This window comes from Synechococcus sp. Minos11, assembly GCF_014279855.1.
GTDB lineage: Bacteria > Cyanobacteriota > Cyanobacteriia > PCC-6307 > Cyanobiaceae > RCC307.
Genome location: NZ_CP047953.1, coordinates 342,146 through 360,534, shown reverse-complemented (window position 1 = coordinate 360,534; position 18,389 = coordinate 342,146). Strand labels below are relative to the sequence as shown.

The 18,389-nt window shown below is 63.2% G+C and carries 23 protein-coding genes and 1 tRNA gene; 14 read left to right on the top strand and 10 right to left on the bottom strand.

The features are described from left to right. Positions 1 to 3 precede the first annotated feature (3 nt). The 5 genes from SynMINOS11_RS01845 (at position 4) to SynMINOS11_RS01825 (ending at position 1,532) form a co-directional block, all read left to right on the top strand. A complete protein-coding gene (locus SynMINOS11_RS01845) occupies positions 4 to 201 on the top strand; it encodes a hypothetical protein (protein ID WP_011934772.1) in 198 nt (65 codons plus the stop codon). Positions 202 to 263: 62 nt separating this feature from the next. Continuing rightward, complete coding sequence (locus SynMINOS11_RS01840; RefSeq protein ID WP_011934771.1) at positions 264 to 827, top strand: DUF3747 domain-containing protein; 564 nt, start codon at positions 264 to 266, stop codon at positions 825 to 827. Positions 828 to 884: 57 nt separating this feature from the next. Continuing rightward, entirely contained in the window at positions 885 to 1,055 is a 171-nt protein-coding gene (gene rpsU, locus SynMINOS11_RS01835) for a 30S ribosomal protein S21 (protein WP_011934770.1), read from the top strand. Positions 1,056 to 1,164: 109 nt separating this feature from the next. Continuing rightward, on the top strand, positions 1,165 to 1,311 hold the full coding sequence (locus SynMINOS11_RS01830) for a hypothetical protein (RefSeq protein WP_186549502.1): 147 nt from the start codon (positions 1,165 to 1,167) through the stop codon (positions 1,309 to 1,311). An 8-nt stretch (positions 1,312 to 1,319) separates the two neighbouring features. Next, a complete protein-coding gene (locus tag SynMINOS11_RS01825) occupies positions 1,320 to 1,532 on the top strand; it encodes a hypothetical protein (RefSeq protein WP_186549500.1) in 213 nt (70 codons plus the stop codon). On the opposite strand, the gene SynMINOS11_RS01820 is transcribed toward SynMINOS11_RS01825, so the two are convergent. Beyond that, positions 1,467 to 3,032, bottom strand: a complete 1,566-nt coding sequence (locus SynMINOS11_RS01820) for a YifB family Mg chelatase-like AAA ATPase (RefSeq protein ID WP_186549498.1) — start codon at positions 3,030 to 3,032, stop codon at positions 1,467 to 1,469. The two genes, SynMINOS11_RS01825 and SynMINOS11_RS01820, sit on opposite strands and share 66 nt — an antisense overlap. Positions 3,033 to 3,074: 42 nt before the next feature. After that, complete coding sequence (locus SynMINOS11_RS01815) at positions 3,075 to 3,323, bottom strand: hypothetical protein (protein WP_043736487.1); 249 nt, start codon at positions 3,321 to 3,323, stop codon at positions 3,075 to 3,077. Between the two features lie 90 nt (positions 3,324 to 3,413). Here SynMINOS11_RS01815 and SynMINOS11_RS01810 point away from each other — a divergent pair, with 90 nt between their 5' ends. The 3 genes from SynMINOS11_RS01810 to SynMINOS11_RS01800 all read left to right on the top strand — a co-directional run bounded on the left by SynMINOS11_RS01810 (position 3,414) and on the right by SynMINOS11_RS01800 (position 6,036). Beyond that, the gene (locus SynMINOS11_RS01810; protein ID WP_043736484.1) at positions 3,414 to 3,761 is read left to right on the top strand and encodes a histidine triad nucleotide-binding protein; all 348 of its coding nucleotides are present in this window, start codon (positions 3,414 to 3,416) and stop codon (positions 3,759 to 3,761) included. A 25-nt stretch (positions 3,762 to 3,786) separates the two neighbouring features. Continuing rightward, entirely contained in the window at positions 3,787 to 5,778 is a 1,992-nt protein-coding gene (locus SynMINOS11_RS01805) for an ABC transporter ATP-binding protein/permease (protein WP_186549496.1), read from the top strand. Between the two features lie 63 nt (positions 5,779 to 5,841). Continuing rightward, positions 5,842 to 6,036: a chlorophyll a/b-binding protein gene (locus SynMINOS11_RS01800; protein ID WP_186549488.1), complete on the top strand. Its 195-nt coding sequence runs from the start codon at positions 5,842 to 5,844 to the stop codon at positions 6,034 to 6,036. A gap of 11 nt (positions 6,037 to 6,047) precedes the next feature. Here SynMINOS11_RS01800 and SynMINOS11_RS01795 read toward each other — a convergent pair whose 3' ends face one another. The 4 genes from SynMINOS11_RS01795 to psbX all read right to left on the bottom strand — a co-directional run bounded on the left by SynMINOS11_RS01795 (position 6,048) and on the right by psbX (position 8,077). Then, positions 6,048 to 6,527, bottom strand: a complete 480-nt coding sequence (locus SynMINOS11_RS01795; protein WP_011934764.1) for a hypothetical protein — start codon at positions 6,525 to 6,527, stop codon at positions 6,048 to 6,050. After that, a complete protein-coding gene (locus SynMINOS11_RS01790; protein WP_255445445.1) occupies positions 6,524 to 7,012 on the bottom strand; it encodes a TolB family protein in 489 nt (162 codons plus the stop codon). The genes SynMINOS11_RS01795 and SynMINOS11_RS01790 overlap by 4 nt, the downstream gene beginning before the upstream one ends. Before the next feature lie 8 nt (positions 7,013 to 7,020). Next, on the bottom strand, positions 7,021 to 7,875 hold the full coding sequence (locus tag SynMINOS11_RS01785) for a Ycf66 family protein (protein WP_186549487.1): 855 nt from the start codon (positions 7,873 to 7,875) through the stop codon (positions 7,021 to 7,023). A gap of 79 nt (positions 7,876 to 7,954) precedes the next feature. After that, positions 7,955 to 8,077 carry a photosystem II reaction center X protein gene (gene psbX, locus SynMINOS11_RS01780; RefSeq protein WP_011934761.1) on the bottom strand — a complete coding sequence of 41 codons (123 nt, stop codon included), beginning with the start codon at positions 8,075 to 8,077 and terminating at the stop codon, positions 7,955 to 7,957. 93 nt (positions 8,078 to 8,170) lie between these two features. Here psbX and SynMINOS11_RS01775 point away from each other — a divergent pair, with 93 nt between their 5' ends. Continuing rightward, a complete protein-coding gene (locus SynMINOS11_RS01775) occupies positions 8,171 to 8,461 on the top strand; it encodes a YggT family protein (RefSeq protein ID WP_011934760.1) in 291 nt (96 codons plus the stop codon). Here the strand turns inward: SynMINOS11_RS01775 and accC are convergent. Then, positions 8,458 to 9,807, bottom strand: a complete 1,350-nt coding sequence (gene accC, locus SynMINOS11_RS01770; RefSeq protein WP_186549485.1) for an acetyl-CoA carboxylase biotin carboxylase subunit — start codon at positions 9,805 to 9,807, stop codon at positions 8,458 to 8,460. The genes SynMINOS11_RS01775 and accC overlap by 4 nt on opposite strands. 103 nt (positions 9,808 to 9,910) lie before the next feature. On the opposite strand from accC, the gene SynMINOS11_RS01765 reads away from it, so the two are divergent. The 3 genes from SynMINOS11_RS01765 to msrB all read left to right on the top strand — a co-directional run bounded on the left by SynMINOS11_RS01765 (position 9,911) and on the right by msrB (position 11,631). Continuing rightward, a tRNA-Leu gene (locus SynMINOS11_RS01765) sits at positions 9,911 to 9,992 on the top strand. Then, positions 9,966 to 11,237 carry a glycosyl transferase gene (locus SynMINOS11_RS01760; protein WP_255445444.1) on the top strand — a complete coding sequence of 424 codons (1,272 nt, stop codon included), beginning with the start codon at positions 9,966 to 9,968 and terminating at the stop codon, positions 11,235 to 11,237. The genes SynMINOS11_RS01765 and SynMINOS11_RS01760 overlap by 27 nt, the downstream gene beginning before the upstream one ends. Further along, positions 11,221 to 11,631 carry a peptide-methionine (R)-S-oxide reductase MsrB gene (gene msrB, locus SynMINOS11_RS01755; protein ID WP_186549481.1) on the top strand — a complete coding sequence of 137 codons (411 nt, stop codon included), beginning with the start codon at positions 11,221 to 11,223 and terminating at the stop codon, positions 11,629 to 11,631. The genes SynMINOS11_RS01760 and msrB overlap by 17 nt, the downstream gene beginning before the upstream one ends. Position 11,632: 1 nt before the next feature. Here msrB and SynMINOS11_RS01750 read toward each other — a convergent pair whose 3' ends face one another. Beyond that, entirely contained in the window at positions 11,633 to 12,508 is an 876-nt protein-coding gene (locus SynMINOS11_RS01750) for a PRC-barrel domain-containing protein (RefSeq protein ID WP_255445443.1), read from the bottom strand. 112 nt (positions 12,509 to 12,620) lie between these two features. Continuing rightward, the gene (smc, locus tag SynMINOS11_RS01745; RefSeq protein WP_186549477.1) at positions 12,621 to 16,217 is read right to left on the bottom strand and encodes a chromosome segregation protein SMC; all 3,597 of its coding nucleotides are present in this window, start codon (positions 16,215 to 16,217) and stop codon (positions 12,621 to 12,623) included. Positions 16,218 to 16,350: 133 nt separating this feature from the next. Here smc and SynMINOS11_RS01740 point away from each other — a divergent pair, with 133 nt between their 5' ends. Next, positions 16,351 to 16,764, top strand: coding sequence for a glycine zipper domain-containing protein (locus SynMINOS11_RS01740; protein WP_186549475.1), 414 nt, complete (start codon positions 16,351 to 16,353; stop codon positions 16,762 to 16,764). Between the two features lie 5 nt (positions 16,765 to 16,769). Continuing rightward, positions 16,770 to 17,144: a phage holin family protein gene (locus SynMINOS11_RS01735; protein WP_011934753.1), complete on the top strand. Its 375-nt coding sequence runs from the start codon at positions 16,770 to 16,772 to the stop codon at positions 17,142 to 17,144. On the opposite strand, the gene SynMINOS11_RS01730 is transcribed toward SynMINOS11_RS01735, so the two are convergent. Further along, the gene (locus SynMINOS11_RS01730) at positions 17,141 to 18,337 is read right to left on the bottom strand and encodes a THUMP domain-containing class I SAM-dependent RNA methyltransferase (RefSeq protein ID WP_186549473.1); all 1,197 of its coding nucleotides are present in this window, start codon (positions 18,335 to 18,337) and stop codon (positions 17,141 to 17,143) included. The two genes, SynMINOS11_RS01735 and SynMINOS11_RS01730, sit on opposite strands and share 4 nt — an antisense overlap. Positions 18,338 to 18,389: the final 52 nt, after the last annotated feature.

Sequence of the window (18,389 nt, the reverse complement as noted above, 5' to 3'; positions counted from 1 at the left end):
CCCATGCCGATGAAACCCCTGGCCGGCCTGTTCCTGGCCCTGGCTTGCGTTCTTGGGATTGCAGCAACCGGTTGCGTCTTCGAGCTCGCCTACGGCGATCCCGACCTTGGCATTGGTGTGACGCGCGGAATCTTGATCGGCGCGCTGCCTGGTTGCGCTGGATCACTTCTTGTCGCGATTCGCCTCAACACACCGGCCTAATGCCCCTGGGCAAGGCTGAATCTGACTTTTACGATCAGTTCAAACCGGTCTGATTACTGCCTGTGTTGTCTGCCTTTCGCCGCCTCGCCCCTGCCCTCGTGGGACTGGCCAGCGCTACGACTGCCCTGCTCAGCCAGCCAGCTCAAGCAGGACTGTTTGATGCCAAAGAGGTGGAGACCACCCAGTTCGTCCTGGTGGCCGCCCCGATTCCTAGTGGCGGCGCCCAGCTCAATATCTACGAGCAAAAGAAAGACACCCGTCCCTGCTTTAGCCGTGAGGGCAATGCCCCCACCACGGTGAAGCCGCTGCTGGCCACCTTTGATTTCACAGGGATCTGTGGCCGCTACATGGACAGCAATGGCTATTCCGTGCGCATTGGCGAGATTGATTACGGCTCAGCGATGCGCCTGCGCGTGGAGATCCTGGAAGAGGACATCGTGCTGATGAGCACCGGTCCCAACGGCGGTGAAGTGGTGATGGCCAGGGCCGGCGGCATCGACGACGGCTATGTGGAGCTGAAACTCGAGCCAGGCTGGAGCTTGAAGCGCCGCCACTACGGCGAGCGGGCCCTGGGCCACCTCTATGTGCACAACGAAAGCCTGCCGATTCGCCGCGATCAGGAATGAGGCGAGGGTGATTGGTAAGATTGAGCGTTCAAACGAGCGAAAGCGAAGCCGGTTCTTATGACCCAGGTGACCGTCGGTGAAAACGAAGGGATTGAATCGGCCCTACGCCGCTTCAAGCGCCAGGTGTCCAAGGCCGGGATCTTTGCTGACCTGAAGCGTCTGCGCCACCACGAAACCCCCGTGGAGAAGTACAAGCGCAAACTGCAACAGCGTCGTCGTCGCCGCTGAACATCAAGTTTTTGCAGCCCAAAACAACCTTTTGTGCCGTTTACTCTGACGGCACTTTTTTTTGGTGCTGACGTGCACAAACTGGAAATAAGCCATTCAGGAGGTCCCCATGGGCAACCTGTTTCATTCCGTCCGCGCCTGGTGGGGCGAAGCCATCGAGCACGCCTTTGGCGACCCTCGCCAGGAAAAACTGCACCAGCCGCCGCTCATCGGCATGCAGCCCTTCCGGCACCATCCCCACAAAGACGGCCACTAGGCGCCCTGATGCCAGCGTTGTTGACAACGCTGGCTTTGTTGTTGGCAGGGCCACTGGCACGGGCTGAGGTGCTCAATCAGCGCCTGATCTACAACCAGGACCCCTGGGATCCCGACACCCATCTGGAGGTGAATTGCGCTCCCGGCGCCGATGGCTCAATCAGCTGCGACACCAGGCCGCCCGGCCAAGCCTGGGTCGAGACCACCATCACGGGCGACTGAGCGCTCCAGCGAGCGAAACAACAGGGCTTCAGCCAAATGCTGCGGTTCCACCACAGGGCTCGCCGCCAAATCCGCCAGGGTTTGGGCAACCGCCAGCAGACGATGCCGCCGGCGCCCGCTCAACAGGTGAGCCAGCCGCTCATCCCTCCACCAGCCTTCGGCCTGGGGGCTCAACTGCACACAGCCGTTGAGCTGGGCTGCCGTTAAGCGCCCATTGCAGCGACCCGACGGATTGCGCTGCCGCATCCTTTGGCGTGCCCTGTGAACCCGCCGCGCCACCACGGCGGTGGCCTCTGGCGGGCTGCTGGATGGGCTGGCGCAGGCATCACTGCGCAAGGACACCTGCAAATCAAAGCGATCCAGCAATGGACCACTGATGCGGTTCCAATACTGCTGCCGGCGGTGCTGTCCGCAGCAACAGCCCTGACGTGGATCCCCCCACCAGCCGCATGGGCAAGGGTTGGTGGCCCCCACCAGCAACGTCTGGGAGGGAAAACGCAGGGCCTGCTTGGCGCGAGCAATGAGCACCTCACCGCTCTCCAAGGGCTGCCGCAACTGGTCGAGCACAGGGCGCCGAAATTCCGCCAGCTCATCGAGAAACAGCAGGCCGTGATGGGCGAGGGTGAGCTCACCAGGCCTGGGACCAAGGCCCCCACCCACCAAGGCTGCGGCTGTGCTGCTGTGGTGCGGCGCGCGAAAGGGGGGGTGGTGCAGCAGCGGAGCTCCAGCCGATCGCAGGCCCACCATCGTGTGGATGTGACTCACCATCAGGGCCTGCTCGTTATCCAGCGGAGGCAGGAGGCCAAGCAAGGCCGAGGCCAACATGGTTTTGCCGCAGCCTGGTGGTCCCACCAGCAACAGGTGATGCCCACCGGCCGCCGCCAGCTCAGCAGCGCGGCGTCCCTGGCTTTGGCCGAGCACCTGCTGCAGATCAACCCCTACGAAAGGCGGCTGGCATGGATGCAGCTGGGGCCGGGAGGACCAGGAGGCTCGGCCTTGCAACGCCGCCACCACAGCGCTGAGGCTGCTGGCTGGATACAGGGGCAGCGCGTCGAGCACCGGCGCCTCGCTGGCATTGGCTTGCGGAAGGATCAAACCTGAGGCGGCAGCCTGCTGCGCTGCCAAAACAACAGCCAAAACCCCCTGAACAGGGCGCAGGCTCCCATCGAGAGACAACTCACCAAAAGCCCAATGGGCCTGCAGCCGCGAAGGATCTAGCTGACCGGAGGCGACCAGCAACGCCAAAGCAATCGCTAAATCAAAGCCGGCTCCCTGTTTGGGCAGATCCGCTGGAGCAAGGCTGACCACCACCCGGCTTTGCGGCAGCCGAAAGCCGCTGTTGCGCAGGGCTGAACGGACCCGCTCACGGGCATCGCGGCCACTGGCATCACTCAGCCCCACCAGCTGGAACCCCGGCAAACCCGGAGCGAGGTCGACCTCAACAGCAACAGGATGGGCTTCTAACCCCAGCAGGGCAGCCGCACCACAGCAAGCGAGCACAGGCGATGGCCCAACGCTGCTGCCATGACTCCCCGCTGGGGCTCAGCTGTTGCGCTGCTGCAGGCGGTAGCGCAGCCGCTCAAGGCGGCGAATCGAAGCTTCGGTGTAGTCGTGCAATTCGGTGCGGCGGCTGGGATCCAGGCGCTGCTCGGCTTCGTCCATCAGATCAGCCAAGCGGTTGACCGAATCCAGCAGATTCATGCCGGCATCTTGCCAATCGGGCTCCAGGCGTTTGCGGATGGGACCGCGACGCCGCTGCGCAAGTTCCTCTTGAAACTGCCTGTGCAGCATGGAAACGGCCTGACAGCCACGAACTACGGACATACATTGAAGCGTCCCGGAGCGTTTCGGGAAACCTGTGCTGGTTTACGAACAGGCCCGATGGCTGAGAACAACCCAACGATTTTCGGACGCATCCTGCGCGGCGAGATCCCTGCTGAGCGGATCCATGAGGACGAGCACTGCATTGCATTTGCCGATATTCAGCCGCAAGCCCCCGTGCACCTGCTGGTGATTCCGCGCCAACACATCCCCAGCCTCAAAGAAGCCCAGCCCTCCGATAGCGCCCTGTTGGGGCACCTCTTGCTGGTGGCCGCCAAGGTGGCCAAGGAGGCCGGCCTGCAGGACTGGCGCACCGTGATCAACACCGGCGCTGAGGCTGGTCAGACCGTCTTTCACCTGCATGTGCATGTGATTGGTGGCCGTCCGCTGGCTTGGCCGCCCGGATAAGCCGTTTGACGGCGAGAATGCGGCCATGACCGCGACCGTCGCTGCAGGTCCTCTCCAGTCCCTGCGCCAGCAGCTCAGCAAGCTGCGCCACCTCTCCCAGCCGTTCTTCCTGCCATTGGACCAAGCCAGTGGCTGGCAGTTTCTGTGGCTGTTGGTTTCGCTGCTGTTCTGCGTTGGCGGGCTGGTGCTTGCCCTGCTCACCGGAATCATCCGCAGCCTGGAGCAGCTGCAGCCGGCGCTAACCGAGAAATACTTCGGCGGCGTTGCCGCCACGATCAGCGGGATCTGGAGCTCCTGGTGGGGCATTGGTTTTGTCTGCCTCTTTATCCTGGGAGCCGCCAGCTTTGTGGCGTTCCGCCAGCAATTGCGTCAGCGGCGCTGGCTGCACTGGCTGCTGCTGGGCGTGATCGTTGTGATGCTGCTTTCGGTGAATGGCATCAACGCTGGCATCGGTTTCATTGCCCGCGATCTCACCAATGCCTTGGTGGAGAAGCAAGAAGCGAACTTCTATCGGATCTTGATCATCTATGCCGCCTGCTTTGTGGTGGCACTTCCGATACGCATTTCACAGTTCTTTTTCACCTACAAACTCAGCAATATCTGGCGTGATTGGCTCTCGAAGTCGCTGATTGGCGATTACATGAGCAACCGAGCCTATTACGTCCTCAATCCAAATGACGAACAAGCAACTGACGTCGACAACCCTGACCAACGAATTACAGAAGATACCTATGCATTCACCTTCCAAAGCCTTGGATTCACGATCGGCATCTTCGATGCTTTGCTGACTTTCTCGCTGAACATCCTGATTCTGTGGAGCATCAGCCAGGTGCTCACGTTCAGCCTGTTTGGCTATTCCGCTGTGGCTACCACCTTATTGATTCTTGCTGGGCGCAAGTTGGTTGGGCTTCAGTTCGACCAACTGCGCTACGAGGCCGACTTCCGCTACGGCCTGGTGCACATTCGCGACAACGCCGAATCGATCGCTTTTTACGCTGGCGAAGAACCAGAGTCACAGGAGACGCGTAGGCGACTTGACACGGTCATTCGTAACTTCAACCTGATCATTAATTGGCGAGTTATTATTGATGTGATGCGCCGAACCACCAACTACGCGGGCAACTTCTTCCCGTATTTGGTGATGGCTCCGGCCTTCTTTATGGGTGAGGTGGATTACGGCGGTTTCGTTCAAGCGTCCTTCGCCTATGGAATGGTGGAAGGTTCGCTGTTCTTCATCGTTAACCAGATCGAAGAGCTGGCCAAATTCACTGCCGGCATCAGTCGTTTGGAGGGCTTCCAATCGAAGGTGGAAGAGGTCAGCACCCAGCCGCTTGACCCCAGCAACCAGATCATTCAGTCCGGTGGCGGCATCGTGATTCGCCACGCCGATCTCTACACGCCGAAAGGAGAGCTGCCCGTCATCCGCGATCTCAATTTGAGCGTCAACGACCACGAGCGGATGTTGGTGGTGGGCCCTTCCGGCTGCGGCAAAACCTCCCTAATGCGGATGATCAGCGGCCTATGGAGCCCTCGGCGGGGCACCGTGGAACGCCCCGAAACCGGCGATCTGCTGTTTATTCCCCAGAAGCCCTACATGCTGCTGGGCTCATTGCGCGAGCAGCTCTGCTACCCCAGCGATGAGGAGCGCTTCAGTGATGCCCAGCTGCGCAGCGTGCTGGAGCAGGTGAACCTGCCGCAGCTGGTGAGCCGCTACCCCGACCTGGACATCAAGCAGGACTGGCCCCGCATCCTGTCGCTGGGTGAGCAACAGCGCCTGGCTTTTGGCCGCCTGCTGCTGAACTCACCGCGCTACGTGGTGCTCGATGAGGCCACCAGTGCCTTGGATGTCAAAACCGAGAAGCTGCTCTACGAGCTCCTGGTGGAGCGCGATTTGGCCTTCATCAGCGTGGGGCACCGGCCATCGCTGAAGAGTTTCCACACCAACGTGCTGCAACTCGAGGGCAATGGCGATTGGCGTTTGATGCCAGCGGTGAACTACGACCCAGAAGCGGCCTAGGCCCGCCGGCTGGCGCCCAGCCCCCACGACCAGCTAAGAACCACTGCATCCCAACCACCGCTGATGGCTAGCGCACCTGATTCCAACGCTGCCGCTGAGCAGAAAACCAGTGCCACCACCAGCGAAATCCCCAGCTTTGGCTGGAGTGGCTATGCCGAGCGCATCAATGGCCGTTTCGCCATGGTCGGCTTTGTGGCGATTCTGTTGATCGAAGCCTTCAGCGGCACCACCTTTCTGCACTGGGCTGGCTTGAGCTAAAGCGAGCGCGCCTAAGGCACACGCATCACCTCCACCTCCCAACGCCCGCCGCGGCTGACCTGCACAGCCAGCTGCTGACCATCTGCGCTGAGCGCCACACGGGCCGGAACCCCGGCGGGCACCAGCATCAACGGCCGCACGCTGGCCAGGTTGCGGTTGTAGAGCAACAACTCGGTGCGGCCATCGAGGCTGCGCACCAAGGCGATGCGGGATCCCTTGGCATCAACACTGACGCTGATGGGCTGGGCATCGGGCCGGTTGAGACCTGGCAACGGGCCGCCCATTCCGCTGGCCAGATCAAACCAGCGCACCTGATGCTGGCCGGCTGGACCCGGGGCAATCCACACCACCCCCTGACGGGCCATCGAGGGGGAGCGGTCATCGCCTGGTGTGGAGAGGCGGGTGTTGACGCCCATCAGCGGCTGCAGCCGCAAGCCCTGGCAACCGCTCAACAGCACGAGCCCCAGCAGAGTCGAAGCCAGCAGCCTCATGGCAACGGCGCTCCTGCCGGCAGATCAGGCTCAAGCCCGGGCAAGCGGAAAAGCTCCAAATCCAGCTGACCGCGGCGCAGCACTTGAACCGCCAGCTGCTGACCATCGGGGGCCAGGCTGAGTCGCTCCGGCAGCCGGTCATTGGGCAGGGCCAAGGGCTGCAAACGGCCGCTGAGACGATCGAGCAGCACAGCCTCTGGGCGTGTGCCGCGTTGGCGGATGAAGGCGAGATAACGGCCGGTCCAACTCAACGATGGCGAGCGGTGCGGCTGGCCTTGGCGCAGGCCCGGCAATGGCAATTCCCGGCCGGTGGAGCGTTCCACGAGCCGCAAGGAACGGCGGCCGCCACGATCGACAACGCTCACCAGCAAGCGTCCATTACCGCTGAGGGCAGGATCTTCTTGATCGCCAAGACCTGGAGCTGAATACCGCTGGCTACATCCAGCCAGCAGCACCAGCACAAGCAGCAGCTGCGCGCGCCGCACCGAGGCAATCAGTCGTCGAAACGGGAGCTGTTATCGCGGTTGGCCGGCTGCGATGGGGCAGGACGGCTGCTGATCGGTGAGAAGTCAGCGTCGCTGATGGGAGCGCCCTCGGGCATTGATGTGCTGCTGGGGCGATCCGGACGGGCAGCCGCCACAGGACGGCTCGAAGGCCGGCGACTGGAGCGGGGCATGTCGTCTGTGGCACCACCGGGGCGAGAGCCACTGCGGCGGGTGCTGCTGGCATCGCGCTCACGGCGGCGGGCGCCAAACTCAGGGCGCGGCTCTCGGGTGCTGGCGCCATAACGGCTGCGCTCACGGCTGCCACGGCCACCGCGATCCTCAGCGTCGGCCTCATCGAAACGGCTCTCGGCGCGCTCAGGGATCGCACGGCGCTCAGGACGCCGCGGGCGGTAGAAATCCTCCTGATCACCGCGCTCATCGCCGTCTTCAGAGCCATCGGCGCGGGAGCGAATCCTGCGGCGCAAGGGCTGGGGATCATCGAAGCGCTCATCGCCACCCCACTCACCGCGACCCATGCGTGGGCGAGAGGGCACCGGTTCGTCGTCGTCGAAGTAGGCCGAACGACGAGCCTGTTCGGTGGTGACGCTGCGCAGGCGCACCGACTCGTAGGCAAAGAAAACGGTGGTGGAGGCTAAAAGAAACTGACCGAATTGAAGGATGGGGTCTAAACGCCATCCCTGAAAAAAGAGGATGCCGCCGCACAGCAAACCAACGGCAGCAAAGAAAACGTCGTAATCACGGGCCAGCCCCGGCTTGAAGCTGCGCAGGAAGTACAGCACGCAGCCGCCCACAGCAAGGACGATGCCAACGATGCTGGCCCAATTCAGGCTGGCATTAACCATTCGTGCCCTCCCAGGCCCGGCCGGGCCATACAGCCCTTTGCAATCAGTTTAAGGGCGGCTTTCGGCCACGCCAGGGCGATCAGAGCTTGCGGTCAACCTGATCGGTCTGGCTGATCAAGATCAAAGCGATGGTGATGGGCACCACCACGATCAGCGCACCCGCCACGAGACTGTTGAGGAAATTCGCGAGGGAGGGGGTCATGGCACCACTGGTGGTCGCGGCATCCTACGGGGCCTGAACCTGGCTTCATAGAGTGCCCAGCCAAGCGCTTAGAAGTTTGTGACAGCAATATCGATGTTGAGCGTTAGCAGCTGGGTGATCGGGCTGCTGCTGGCGGCCTGGACACTGCTGTTTCTGTTCCGCATCGTGCTGACCTGGTACCCCCAGATCAGCAGCGAAAATCCTTTGGTGGCCTTGGTTGTGATCCCCACCGAGCCGCTTTTGAGCCCCACGCGCAAGCTGATCCAACCCATTGGCGGCGTGGATGTCACCCCGGTGATTTGGGTTGGCTTGGTGAGCTTGCTGCGCGAGCTCCTGGTTGGTCAGCAGGGGCTGATCACCCAGCTGGTGCTCAAAAGCGCTTAGTCGCTGAGCATCTCCTGCTCAACAAATTTGGTGTGCACCTGGGCGTTTTGAAACTCCGGACGATCCAGCAGCGCGAGATGGAAGTCGATGGTCGTTGGCACACCAATCACGGCGCATTCCGATAGCGCCCGGCGCAGACGCAACAACGCTGCCGGCCGGTCTTCCGCCCAGACAATCAATTTGCCGATCAACGAGTCGTAAAAGGGCGGGATGTCGTAGCCGGTGTACACGTGGCTATCGATGCGAATGCCAGGCCCTCCGGGGGGCAGCCAACCGGAGATGGTGCCTGGTGAGGGGCGGAAGCCATGTCGCGGATCCTCCGCGTTGATGCGGCACTCGATCGCATGGCCATGGAGCTTGATTTTGTCCTGTTTGAGCTCCAGGGTTTCGCCGGCAGCAATCTTGAGCTGTTGCGCGATCAAGTCCACGCCGGTCACCACCTCGGTGACGGGATGCTCCACTTGAATGCGCGTGTTCATTTCCATGAAATAGAACTCGCCTGAGACATCCAGCAGGAATTCCACGGTGCCGGCGCCCTCGTAGCCAATGGTTTTGGCTGCTGCCACGGCTGCTTCGCCCATGCGCCGGCGGGTTTCAGGATCAAGCCCAGGGCTCGGAGCTTCCTCCAGCAATTTCTGGTGGCGGCGCTGGATGGAGCAATCCCGCTCGCCGAGGTGCACCACGTTGCCGAAGCGGTCGGCGAGGATCTGCACCTCAACGTGGCGCGGCCGCGTGATGAATTTCTCCATGTAGAGCCCCGGGTTGCCAAAGGCCGCTTCGGCTTCACCCTGGGCCGCTTTAAAGAGGTTTTCCAGCTCATCGGCACTTCGCACCAGACGCATGCCACGACCACCACCGCCTGCGGTGGCTTTGATCATCACGGGATAGCCCATCGAGCCCGCCAGACGGGCTGCTTCATCGACGCTGGCGAGCAGGCCTTCGCTGCCGGGGATGGTGGGCACCCCAACCCGCTGCATGGTGGCTTTAGCGGTGGATTTATCGCCCATGGACCGGATGGACTCCGGCGATGGACCCACAAAGATCAGCCCATGGGCGCTGCAGATTTCAGCGAAGCGGTCGTTTTCAGCCAGAAAGCCGTAACCGGGGTGAATCGCATCGGCACCGCGGGAGGTGGCCGCCGCAATGATGTTGGGGATATTCAGATAACTGCGGCCGCTGGGGGGGTCCCCAACGCAGACAGCCTCATCAGCCAATTGCACATGCAGGGCGTTGCGGTCCACCGTGCTGTACACAGCCACTGTGGAGATGCCCATCTCCCGGCAAGTGCGGATGATCCGTAGAGCGATCTCACCCCGGTTGGCGATCAGAAGCTTGCCAATTCCCAATGGGGGAGCGCGTCAGCGAGCGATTTTATCAGCGATTCACATGGCGCTTTCACAAACGTCCAGACCGACTGGTACGCTCGCTTTCTGCCTCTTGGCAGACCACGCGGATGTGGTGGAATTGGTAGACACGCACGTTTGAGGGGCGTGTGACTTCGGTCTTGCGAGTTCAAGTCTCGCCATCCGCATCAGAGCCATCACGGGCCATCGTTTTGGTCTGCAATGGCCCCGGGGAGCTCACCACCTGGGTTCGTCCGTTGGCGGAGCGGCTGCATCAACGCGCCCTGCCAAGCACGAGTTTGCAGTTGGTGTTGGTGCCGTGTCCCAACGCCACTGGCACCGAGGCCGACGTGGCCCGGCGCATGAATTTGTTTGACCGGGTGCTGCCGGCATCACGCTTTTGGTGGTTGCTGCTGCGGCCCCAACGCCATGGCCCATGGCCAGCCGCCGGCGTGGTGGTGTTTCTCGGTGGTGATCAGTTTTGGACTGTGCTGCTTTCCGCGCGACTGGGCTACCGGCACCTGACCTATGCCGAATGGGTGGCGCGCTGGCCCCGCTGGAACGACCGCATTGCAGCGATGGGGCCCGCGGCCGCCGATCGGCTCGCCAAACGCTGGCAACCCCGCTGCCAGGTGGTGGGTGATCTGATGGCTGACCTCTCCAGCTCAGCCCGCTCCAGTGCCCCCTTACCCAGCGGCGAGTGGGTGGCGCTACTGCCTGGTTCCAAACGAGCCAAGTTGCAGGTGGGCATGCCATTTCTGCTGCGCTGCGCCGAGGCCCTACAGACTCTGCGGCCCCAAACGCAATTCCTGCTGGCGCTGGCGCCCACCACCAGCGTGGCGGAGCTGCAGGCTTTCGCGGGACCCAGCAATCCGCTGCAGCGCTTTTATGGCACCCAGGAGCCCGAGCTCATCGAGCAAGACGGCCAGCGCTGGCTTGTGAGCTCCGGGGGAGCTCGAATCCTGCTGGTGGAGGAGCATCCCGCCCATGGCCCCTTGAGCCAGTGCGCTCTGGCCCTCACCACCGTTGGCGCCAACACCGCCGAGCTTGGGGCCCTTGGAGTGCCGATGCTGGTGCTGCTGCCCACCCAACACCTGCATGTGATGCAGGCCTGGGATGGCTGGTTCGGCCTGGTGGCGAGGCTGCCCCTGCTGCGCTGGTTGGTGGGTGTGGCCCTTACGGCCTGGCGCTTACGCAACCGGGGCTTTTTGGCCTGGCCCAACATCAGTGCCGGCCGGGCCGTGGTGCCCGAGCGAGTTGGGGCGATCACCCCTGAGCAAATTGCCTGCGAAGCCCGTGACTGGCTCGCTGAGCCGCAGCGGCTCCGAGGGATGCAGGACGACCTGCGCAGCTTGCGGGGGCAGCCCGGTGCTGTGGCTGCTTTGAGCTCACTGGTGGAGGAGCTGCTGCCTAGCGTTGGACCGAACCGTTGATGACCCCGTGGAAGCAAGCGAGAACGACTGGCGCTCCAAGCTGACTCCTGAACAGTTCCGCATCACCCGGGAGGGCGGCACTGAGCGGGCCTTTACCGGGGCCTACTGGAATCACAAAGGTGATGGCATGTACCGCTGCATCTGCTGCGGCGCTGAGCTGTTCCGCTCTGACCGCAAATTCGACTCCGGCACCGGCTGGCCCAGCTTCTGGGAAGGGGTGAACCCTGAGGCCATCCGCACCATCCAAGACGTGAGCCACGGCATGGTGCGCACCGAAATCCGCTGCGCCAAATGCGATTCGCACCTGGGCCATGTGTTTCAAGACAGCCCCACCCCCACTGGGCTGCGCTACTGCGTGAACTCAGCCTCGCTGGACTTCAAAGACAAGACGTGAGTTACGCCCAGGGGTCTTCTTCAGCGGGTTGAGGCCCCCTGGGGGGTTCTGGCAGCGGCTCGGGCTCGACATCCAATGGCGCGTCGTAGCGGTCGCGGTATCGATCACGCTCGGCGTAGCGATCCCGCTCGCCATAGGGATCGCGCTCCTCATCCATATAAAGACGTTGGGGCTCGCGGCGCTGGCGCTGCTCAAGTTCCACGTATTCGTAGTCGTCTTCCTGGCGCTGCGGCTCAAAACGCTCTTGCCTGGAGGCCTCAAGGCGCCGCTGCTCCTGTTCAGTGGGAACGCCGGCCGGCAACTGATTTTCAACTGGCACCATGTTGAGCCGGTAGCGCTCACGCTCTTCGCGCTCGAGGCTGCCGCCGCCTATGCCCAGCTTTTCGAGCAAACCGGTGTTGAGCTGCTTGAGCTTCTCTTCCGCGCCCTCATAAACAATGATTCGATCCGGGCCCGAGCTGACGATTTCATCAACGGGCAGCTCCCAGGTGCTGAGGATGCCTTCACCCAGAAGGGGCACGCCCACAGCGCCCACCACCAAGGTGGTGAGCTCACCGGTTTCGATGTCAAAACTGAAACCCAGAACCCGGCCAAGCTGCTCACCGGCTTCCGAGACCACCTGACAATTGATCACCCGGTCGTAGCGATCGGGGTTGAAGCCCTCAGCCAGGGAGTCGAGGGAATCAACCAAGATCACATCACCCACCTGACGGATCTGCTCCAGCGGCATCCAACGCGGCAGACCAGGCAGGAAACGGGTCAACGGGTTGTCGCGCAGGCCAAGGGCCACCACCTCGCGGCGGTCGATGTCCACCAAGACTTCGCCCACCACGCCAAGACGGCGGCCGGTGTCAGTGGTAATGACCTGGGTTCCCATCAATTCCGAACGCAGCCAAAGCCGATCGGAGGGTGCTGGGGTGGAATCGGAAGGGGGGGGCGCCTGCAAGGGCTAACTGCTCGATCGCGCCATTGTGTCGCAGGATCGCCAATCAGGCTGCAGCCGGCATGCCCACCACCTGGGTGTGGGCACCGCGGGCCTGGGTCACGCCGATGGTTCGGGTGCTCGCAGCAATCATCGGGCGGCGATGGCTGACCACCAAAAACTGAGCATCGCCGGCTTGAGCAGCGATCAACCCAGCCAGGCGCTCAACGTTGACGCCATCGAGGAAGCTGTCGACCTCATCGAGGGCATAGAAGGGCGAGGGCCGAAAGCGCTGCAGGGCAAACAGGAAGCTGAGGGCCGTGAGCGACTTCTCGCCGCCAGACATTGAGGCCAGCCGGCGCACGGCCTTGCCCTTGGGATGGGCCACCAAGGTGAGACCTCCCTCGAGCGGATCGCTTGGGTTTTCCAGCGACAGCTCGCCTTCACCATCGGAGAGCCCGGCAAAGATGCTGCGGAAATGGCCATCGACAGCGCGGAAGGCCTCCATAAACGCCTCCTGACGCAGGGTGGCCACCGTTTCAATGCGAAGCAGCAACTCATGGCGCTCATTGCCGAGCACCTCGAGCCGCTCTCGCAGCTCAGCCAGCCGGGCTTCCAGTTGCTCGAGCTCCTCGAGCGCCAGCATGTTCACCGGCTCCAGCGCTTCCATGCGCTGCTGAATCACGCGCAGTTGCTCCTGCAGCGCCTCCAAGCCGGCCTCCCGCAGCTCATCGCTGATCTCCGGCAACGGATCGGGCAATTCAGCCACCTGCTGCTGCAAGCGCTCACCCAGGGCGCGGCGCTCTTCGGCAAGGGCCTCGATTTGCTCTGCCAAGCGCTGCAATTCCCACTCCCGCTGCTGCTGCTGCTGACGCAGGCCAGCCAGGCGGGCTTCGGCTGCATCACGGGCACGGCGCTGCTCACCAAAGCGCTCCTGCAAGGCCTGCTGCTGCTGCTCGAGTTCAGCGCGGCGGGCTTGATCGGCCAGTTGCTGGTCCCGCAGTTCCTGCACCTCAGCGGTGAGGGCGGCCGTGCTGGCTTGCAGGCGCTGGTCTTCAGCGGCCACGGCCTCGAGCTGGCTGTTGAGGCGCGCCAGCACCAAACCCCGATCACGCTGGGCGGCTTCCAAGCCATCGCGCTGGGCCCGGGCGGCGCTCAATGCCGCATCGGCCTGTTCGAGCTCCTGCTGCAACTCACCCCAGCGGGCGGCATCGGCGGAATCACTGCTGGCCGCTTCACCTTGTTCAAGCTGCTCCAATTCCTGGCGCAGCGGCTGCATCGAGGCCTGCAGCTCCTGCAATCGGGTTTGATCGCTGCTGAGGCTCTGGCTCACCTGCTCGAGCCGCGCCTGCAGCTGAGCTTGACGGGTGACCTGGGGACCATGGGCCCGTTGGGCGGCCGCCAACTCAGCCTCCACCCCAGCTTGGCGGGAGCGCTCGGAACTGAATTCCCCTTGAGCCGCTTCCAACTGGCGGCTGAGCTCAGCTTCACGGCGGCGGCTAGCCACCAGGGTTTCACCTAACTCCAGCAAGCGGCGGCGCAGGGGTTCAGCCTCATCTCCATCGTTGGCACGACCAAAACTGAGGCTGCCGCTGCGCTGCTGCAGGCTGCCGCCGGTCATGGCACCGCTGCGCTCGAGCAGCTCGCCTTCGAGGGTGACGATGCGGCTGCGGCCGAGCTCCCGGCGAGCTGACTGCAGATCGGAATAGACCAACGTGTCGCCAAACACATGGCCAAACACATCGCGGTAGATCGGCTCAAAGTGCAGCAGCTCCACCGCCCGGCCCAAGCACCCGCCACCGCTGGGGGCACCGCCGCGCTGCAGGGCTGCACCGCCGCCCCGCGCTGAGCTGCGGATCTTGTTGAGGGGTAAGAAAGTCAGGCGGCCGGCACGGCGCTGCTTGAGCAACTCAATGGCACGGGCTGCGATGCGGTCGTCATCAACCACCACCTGGGAGAGCCGGCCCCCAGCGGCCACCTCCAGCGCTAGACGGTAGCGGTCGTCGACCTCGGCCAACTGAGCCACCAGGCCGTGAATGCCATCGAGGCCAGCCTCAAGCAACAGCCTCAGAGCTCCAGTACCGCGGCTCTCCTGCAAGGTTTCGCGGCGGCTGTCATGGCGGGCAATGTCGCGTTCGAGCTGCTGCTGCTCCTGCTCCAGGCGAATGCGGGTGCGCTGCTGCAACGAAAGGGCTTCAGCGAGCTCCTGCACGCGCTGCTTGTGCTTGGCGATCAACTGCAGCAGCTCCTGCTGAGTGCCTTGCAACTCTTTGAGCTGCTCAGCCGCCGTGCCATTGCCTTGCTGCTCACGATCGAGTTCCGCCTGCAACTCCTGCTGGCGTTCCTGCTCTTGGCGCAGGCGCTCATCGAGCTGCACCGCCTCAGCTTGCTGAGGACCCAGTAGGGCCTGCAGCTCCTGACGGCGGCGACTGCGCTCCTGCTGCTCCTCCATCCAGCTGCCAGAGCGGCCAGCCACTTCCGCCAGGCGGCGGCGGGAGAGTTCAACGGCTGCTTCCGCGCTGCGGCAGGCCTCATCAGCAAGCTGGCGCTGCTGAACGTCATCGGTGGATTGCAGCTGCTGGCTCTGCTGCTGCAATTCAGCGCGCTGCTGCTGTTGCTGATGGCGCTGATGCTGCAACTCCGAGGCCTGCTGTTGGTGGCGCTCAGCGCGGCGCTGCAACTCGCGGCCAGCGGCTTCAAGCTCAGCCAGCTGGCCTTGCACCGCAATCAGCTGGTCTTCACCAAGACTTTTGACAGCCTCTTGCAGAGCGGCCAGTTCCTCCGCAGCACCTTTGAGTTGCGCTTGGCCTTGGATCAGGGCTTGCTGTTCCGATTCACGCCGCCCGCTGAGTTGCTCACTGTTCTGCGCCAGCTGCTCGAGCTGGGCGCGGTTCTGCTCGACCACCAGCACCTGCTCTTGCTGGCGACCGAGCTGGACCTTTTGGCGCAAATCCTGATACAGCCGGGCCCGCTGGCAATCGCGTTCCAGGCGGGTGCGGGAGGCTTCCAGCTCGCCTTCGACGATGCGGCAGCGTTCTTCGCGCTCCTGCACGTCATCGAGCTTGCGGCGGCTTTGCTCAATGCGGCTATCAAACAGCGCCACACCAGCCAGCTCATCGATGATTTCGCGGCGATCGCGGGCGCTCATCGAAACGATGCGGGTGACATCCCCCTGCATCACAACATTGCTGCCATCGGGATCGAGGCGCAGGCGGCGCAGCTGGGTTTGCAGCTGCTGCAGGTTGCAGGGCACCCCATCGGCGCTGTAGCTGGTGCTGTAGGTGCCGCCCGGAGCCACACGCAGCCGGCGGGTGACGGTCCATTCGGTTTGCCCGGGCTTGATCCAGGGCCCCTCCTCAGGGGCTTCCAAACCGTCTTCTGCCGTATCGGGCTGCCAGCCGCGCAGATCGAAGCGCACCGACACCGACGCTTCAGAGGCTTTTCCCTGTTTGAGGGCGTTGTTATTGATCAGATCCGGCAGGCGCTCAGCGCGCATGCCGCGGCTGCTGGCCAACCCGAGGCAAAAGAGGATGCCGTCAAGGATGTTGCTTTTGCCTGAGCCGTTGGGCCCAGTCACCACCGTGAAACCTGGCTCCAGGGGGATCGTGACACTCCCCCCGAAGGACTTGAAATGCGTAAGGCTGACCTGATCGATAAAGACCAACAGGACAGCGACCTTTCGGTCAGGAGTTAGATCGACTGAAGTTAGCCGAGGTGTTTAAGAGCACAAGAGAGAACAGGCCGCGCTGCCAACCGCCCGTTGGCTCGATACCTTGCGGGAAAGAGCCAAGGGATTGATGGCGAGCTCAGGGCTAACCCAGGTGGGCGAACGGTTCCGCGAACGCTTCACCGAACTGCTGCCGGAGATTCAAGAGCGATGGCCCCAGGTGGCCCATGAGGCCCTCACCAACACCCGCGGCAGCTTCGATGAGGTGGTGGCAGTGATCGCCGCACAAACCGGTCGAACCAGCGCGGTGGTGCAAGAGCAGCTGCTCGAATTTATGGATGTGGCTGGCGAGCAAACCCGCAAGCTCGGCGACAGCCTGCAGCCACTGGAAGAGCAATTGGAACGGTTGCTCGATGACCTCAACGCCAACCTCAGGCCAAAAATTGAATCGCCGGTGCGCGAGCGGCCGCTGCTGGCGGTGGGCATTGCCGCTGGAGTTGGCCTGTTGGCTGGCCTAATCCTGAGCGGCGGCCGCCGGCGCTGATCAGCATGGAATCCCAATCGCCCCGCGGCGCCACTGGAAAGCTGGCCTCCCTGGTGGTGTCGGTGATGGACCTGCATGTCCGCATCGCCCTCAAGGAGGTGGACCGCGAAAAGCGGCGCCTCATCGTTGGTGCCTTGCTTATGGGCACCGCCTTGGTCTTGCTCACCGGAGCACTGCTGGTGGCCCATGCCGCCTTGGTGATCGTTTTGGTGGAGGGCGCTGCCCTCGATTGGCTAACCGCTTTTTTAGTCGTGGGCGCCATCGACCTGGTGCTGGCCGGGCTGCTGCTGCGCATCGGCGGGCAACTGCTGAAAGGCCCCTACCTGCCCGAGACAGCTGCGGGCATCAGCCGCACCACCCGCACGCTGCTGGGGCGCTAGCGAATCTCGTAATGGAGCCAGCGGCAATCAATGCCGCCATTGCTCACCGGCACGCGCCGGCTGGCCTTCATTCCTAGAGCGCGAGTGAGCTTGGCGTTGCCGCTCAGCAACCACAAACTCCAACCACTGCAGTGGTCCTTGAGCTGCCGGCCAAAGCGGTGATAGAGGGCATCGAGCGCCTGCTCATCGCCCAGACGCTCGCCATAGGGGGGATTGCAGACCAGCACCCCTGGGCCAGGCGGAGGCATCAGCTCACAACCATCGCCTGGGCGTAGATCGATCCAGGCCTCCAGGCCTGCCGCGGCCACATTGCTGCGGGCTTGCTCGAGCACCTCAGGGTCCTGCTCCAGGCCAATGACCGGAGCCAACGGTTGCTGCGATCCAGCCAGAGCCTGCTCAGCGGAAGCCACCACTTCCGAACGCCACAGGCCCAAATCCGCATCAGGCCATTGCAAGCAGCTGAAGCGGCGGGCCTGGGCGTGGTGGGCCGGCTCCAAAGCAGCACCAGGCAACAAACCCGGCGGACGCTGCAGCACGCGCGAGACGGCCTCGATCAGCAACGTGGCAGACCCGCAGAAAGGGTCCACCAGCGGCACGCTGCCATCCCAGCCCGTGATCGCCATCAACCCTGCAGCGAGGTTTTCCTTCAAAGGTGCCAGGCCCATGGCCGCCCGGTAGCCGCGGCGATGCAGGCTGCTGGAACTACCGGCCACATACAGCGACGCCATGGGCCCCTGGCGTCCTTGGCCGAGATGCAAATGAAAAACCCGATCTGGATCCTCGAGATCCACATCGGAGCGCTGGCCACAGTGCTGGCGCTGCCAATCCACCAGGGCGTTCTTGACCTCCAAGGCCGTGAAATGACTGTGGTTGAGCTCTCCAGCTCTTCCGCTGGCCTCAACGCGGAAGCTGAGCTGCGGCGGCAACCAGCCCTGCCAATCCGCCGCTTGCTGCACCCCGCCATAGAGCTGAGCGCGGCTGGAGCAGGGGAAGCTGGCGAGCAACCGCAACAGCTGAAAAGGCAAGCGGGCCTGCAAATGGGCGCGGTAAAAGCCCGCTCGATCCAGGCGGCAGCGCACCGCACGGCGCAGGGTCTGCAGCGATTGGGCACCGAAAGCCTCAAGCTCTGCCGCAGCTTCTGCCTCGAGCGAAGCAGGCACAACGGCGATCACATCCCAGAGTTGATCCTGCATGGCAGCGGGCACTGCTGCCACAATGAAGGAGTCCGGTCCTTCCGGACTAGGT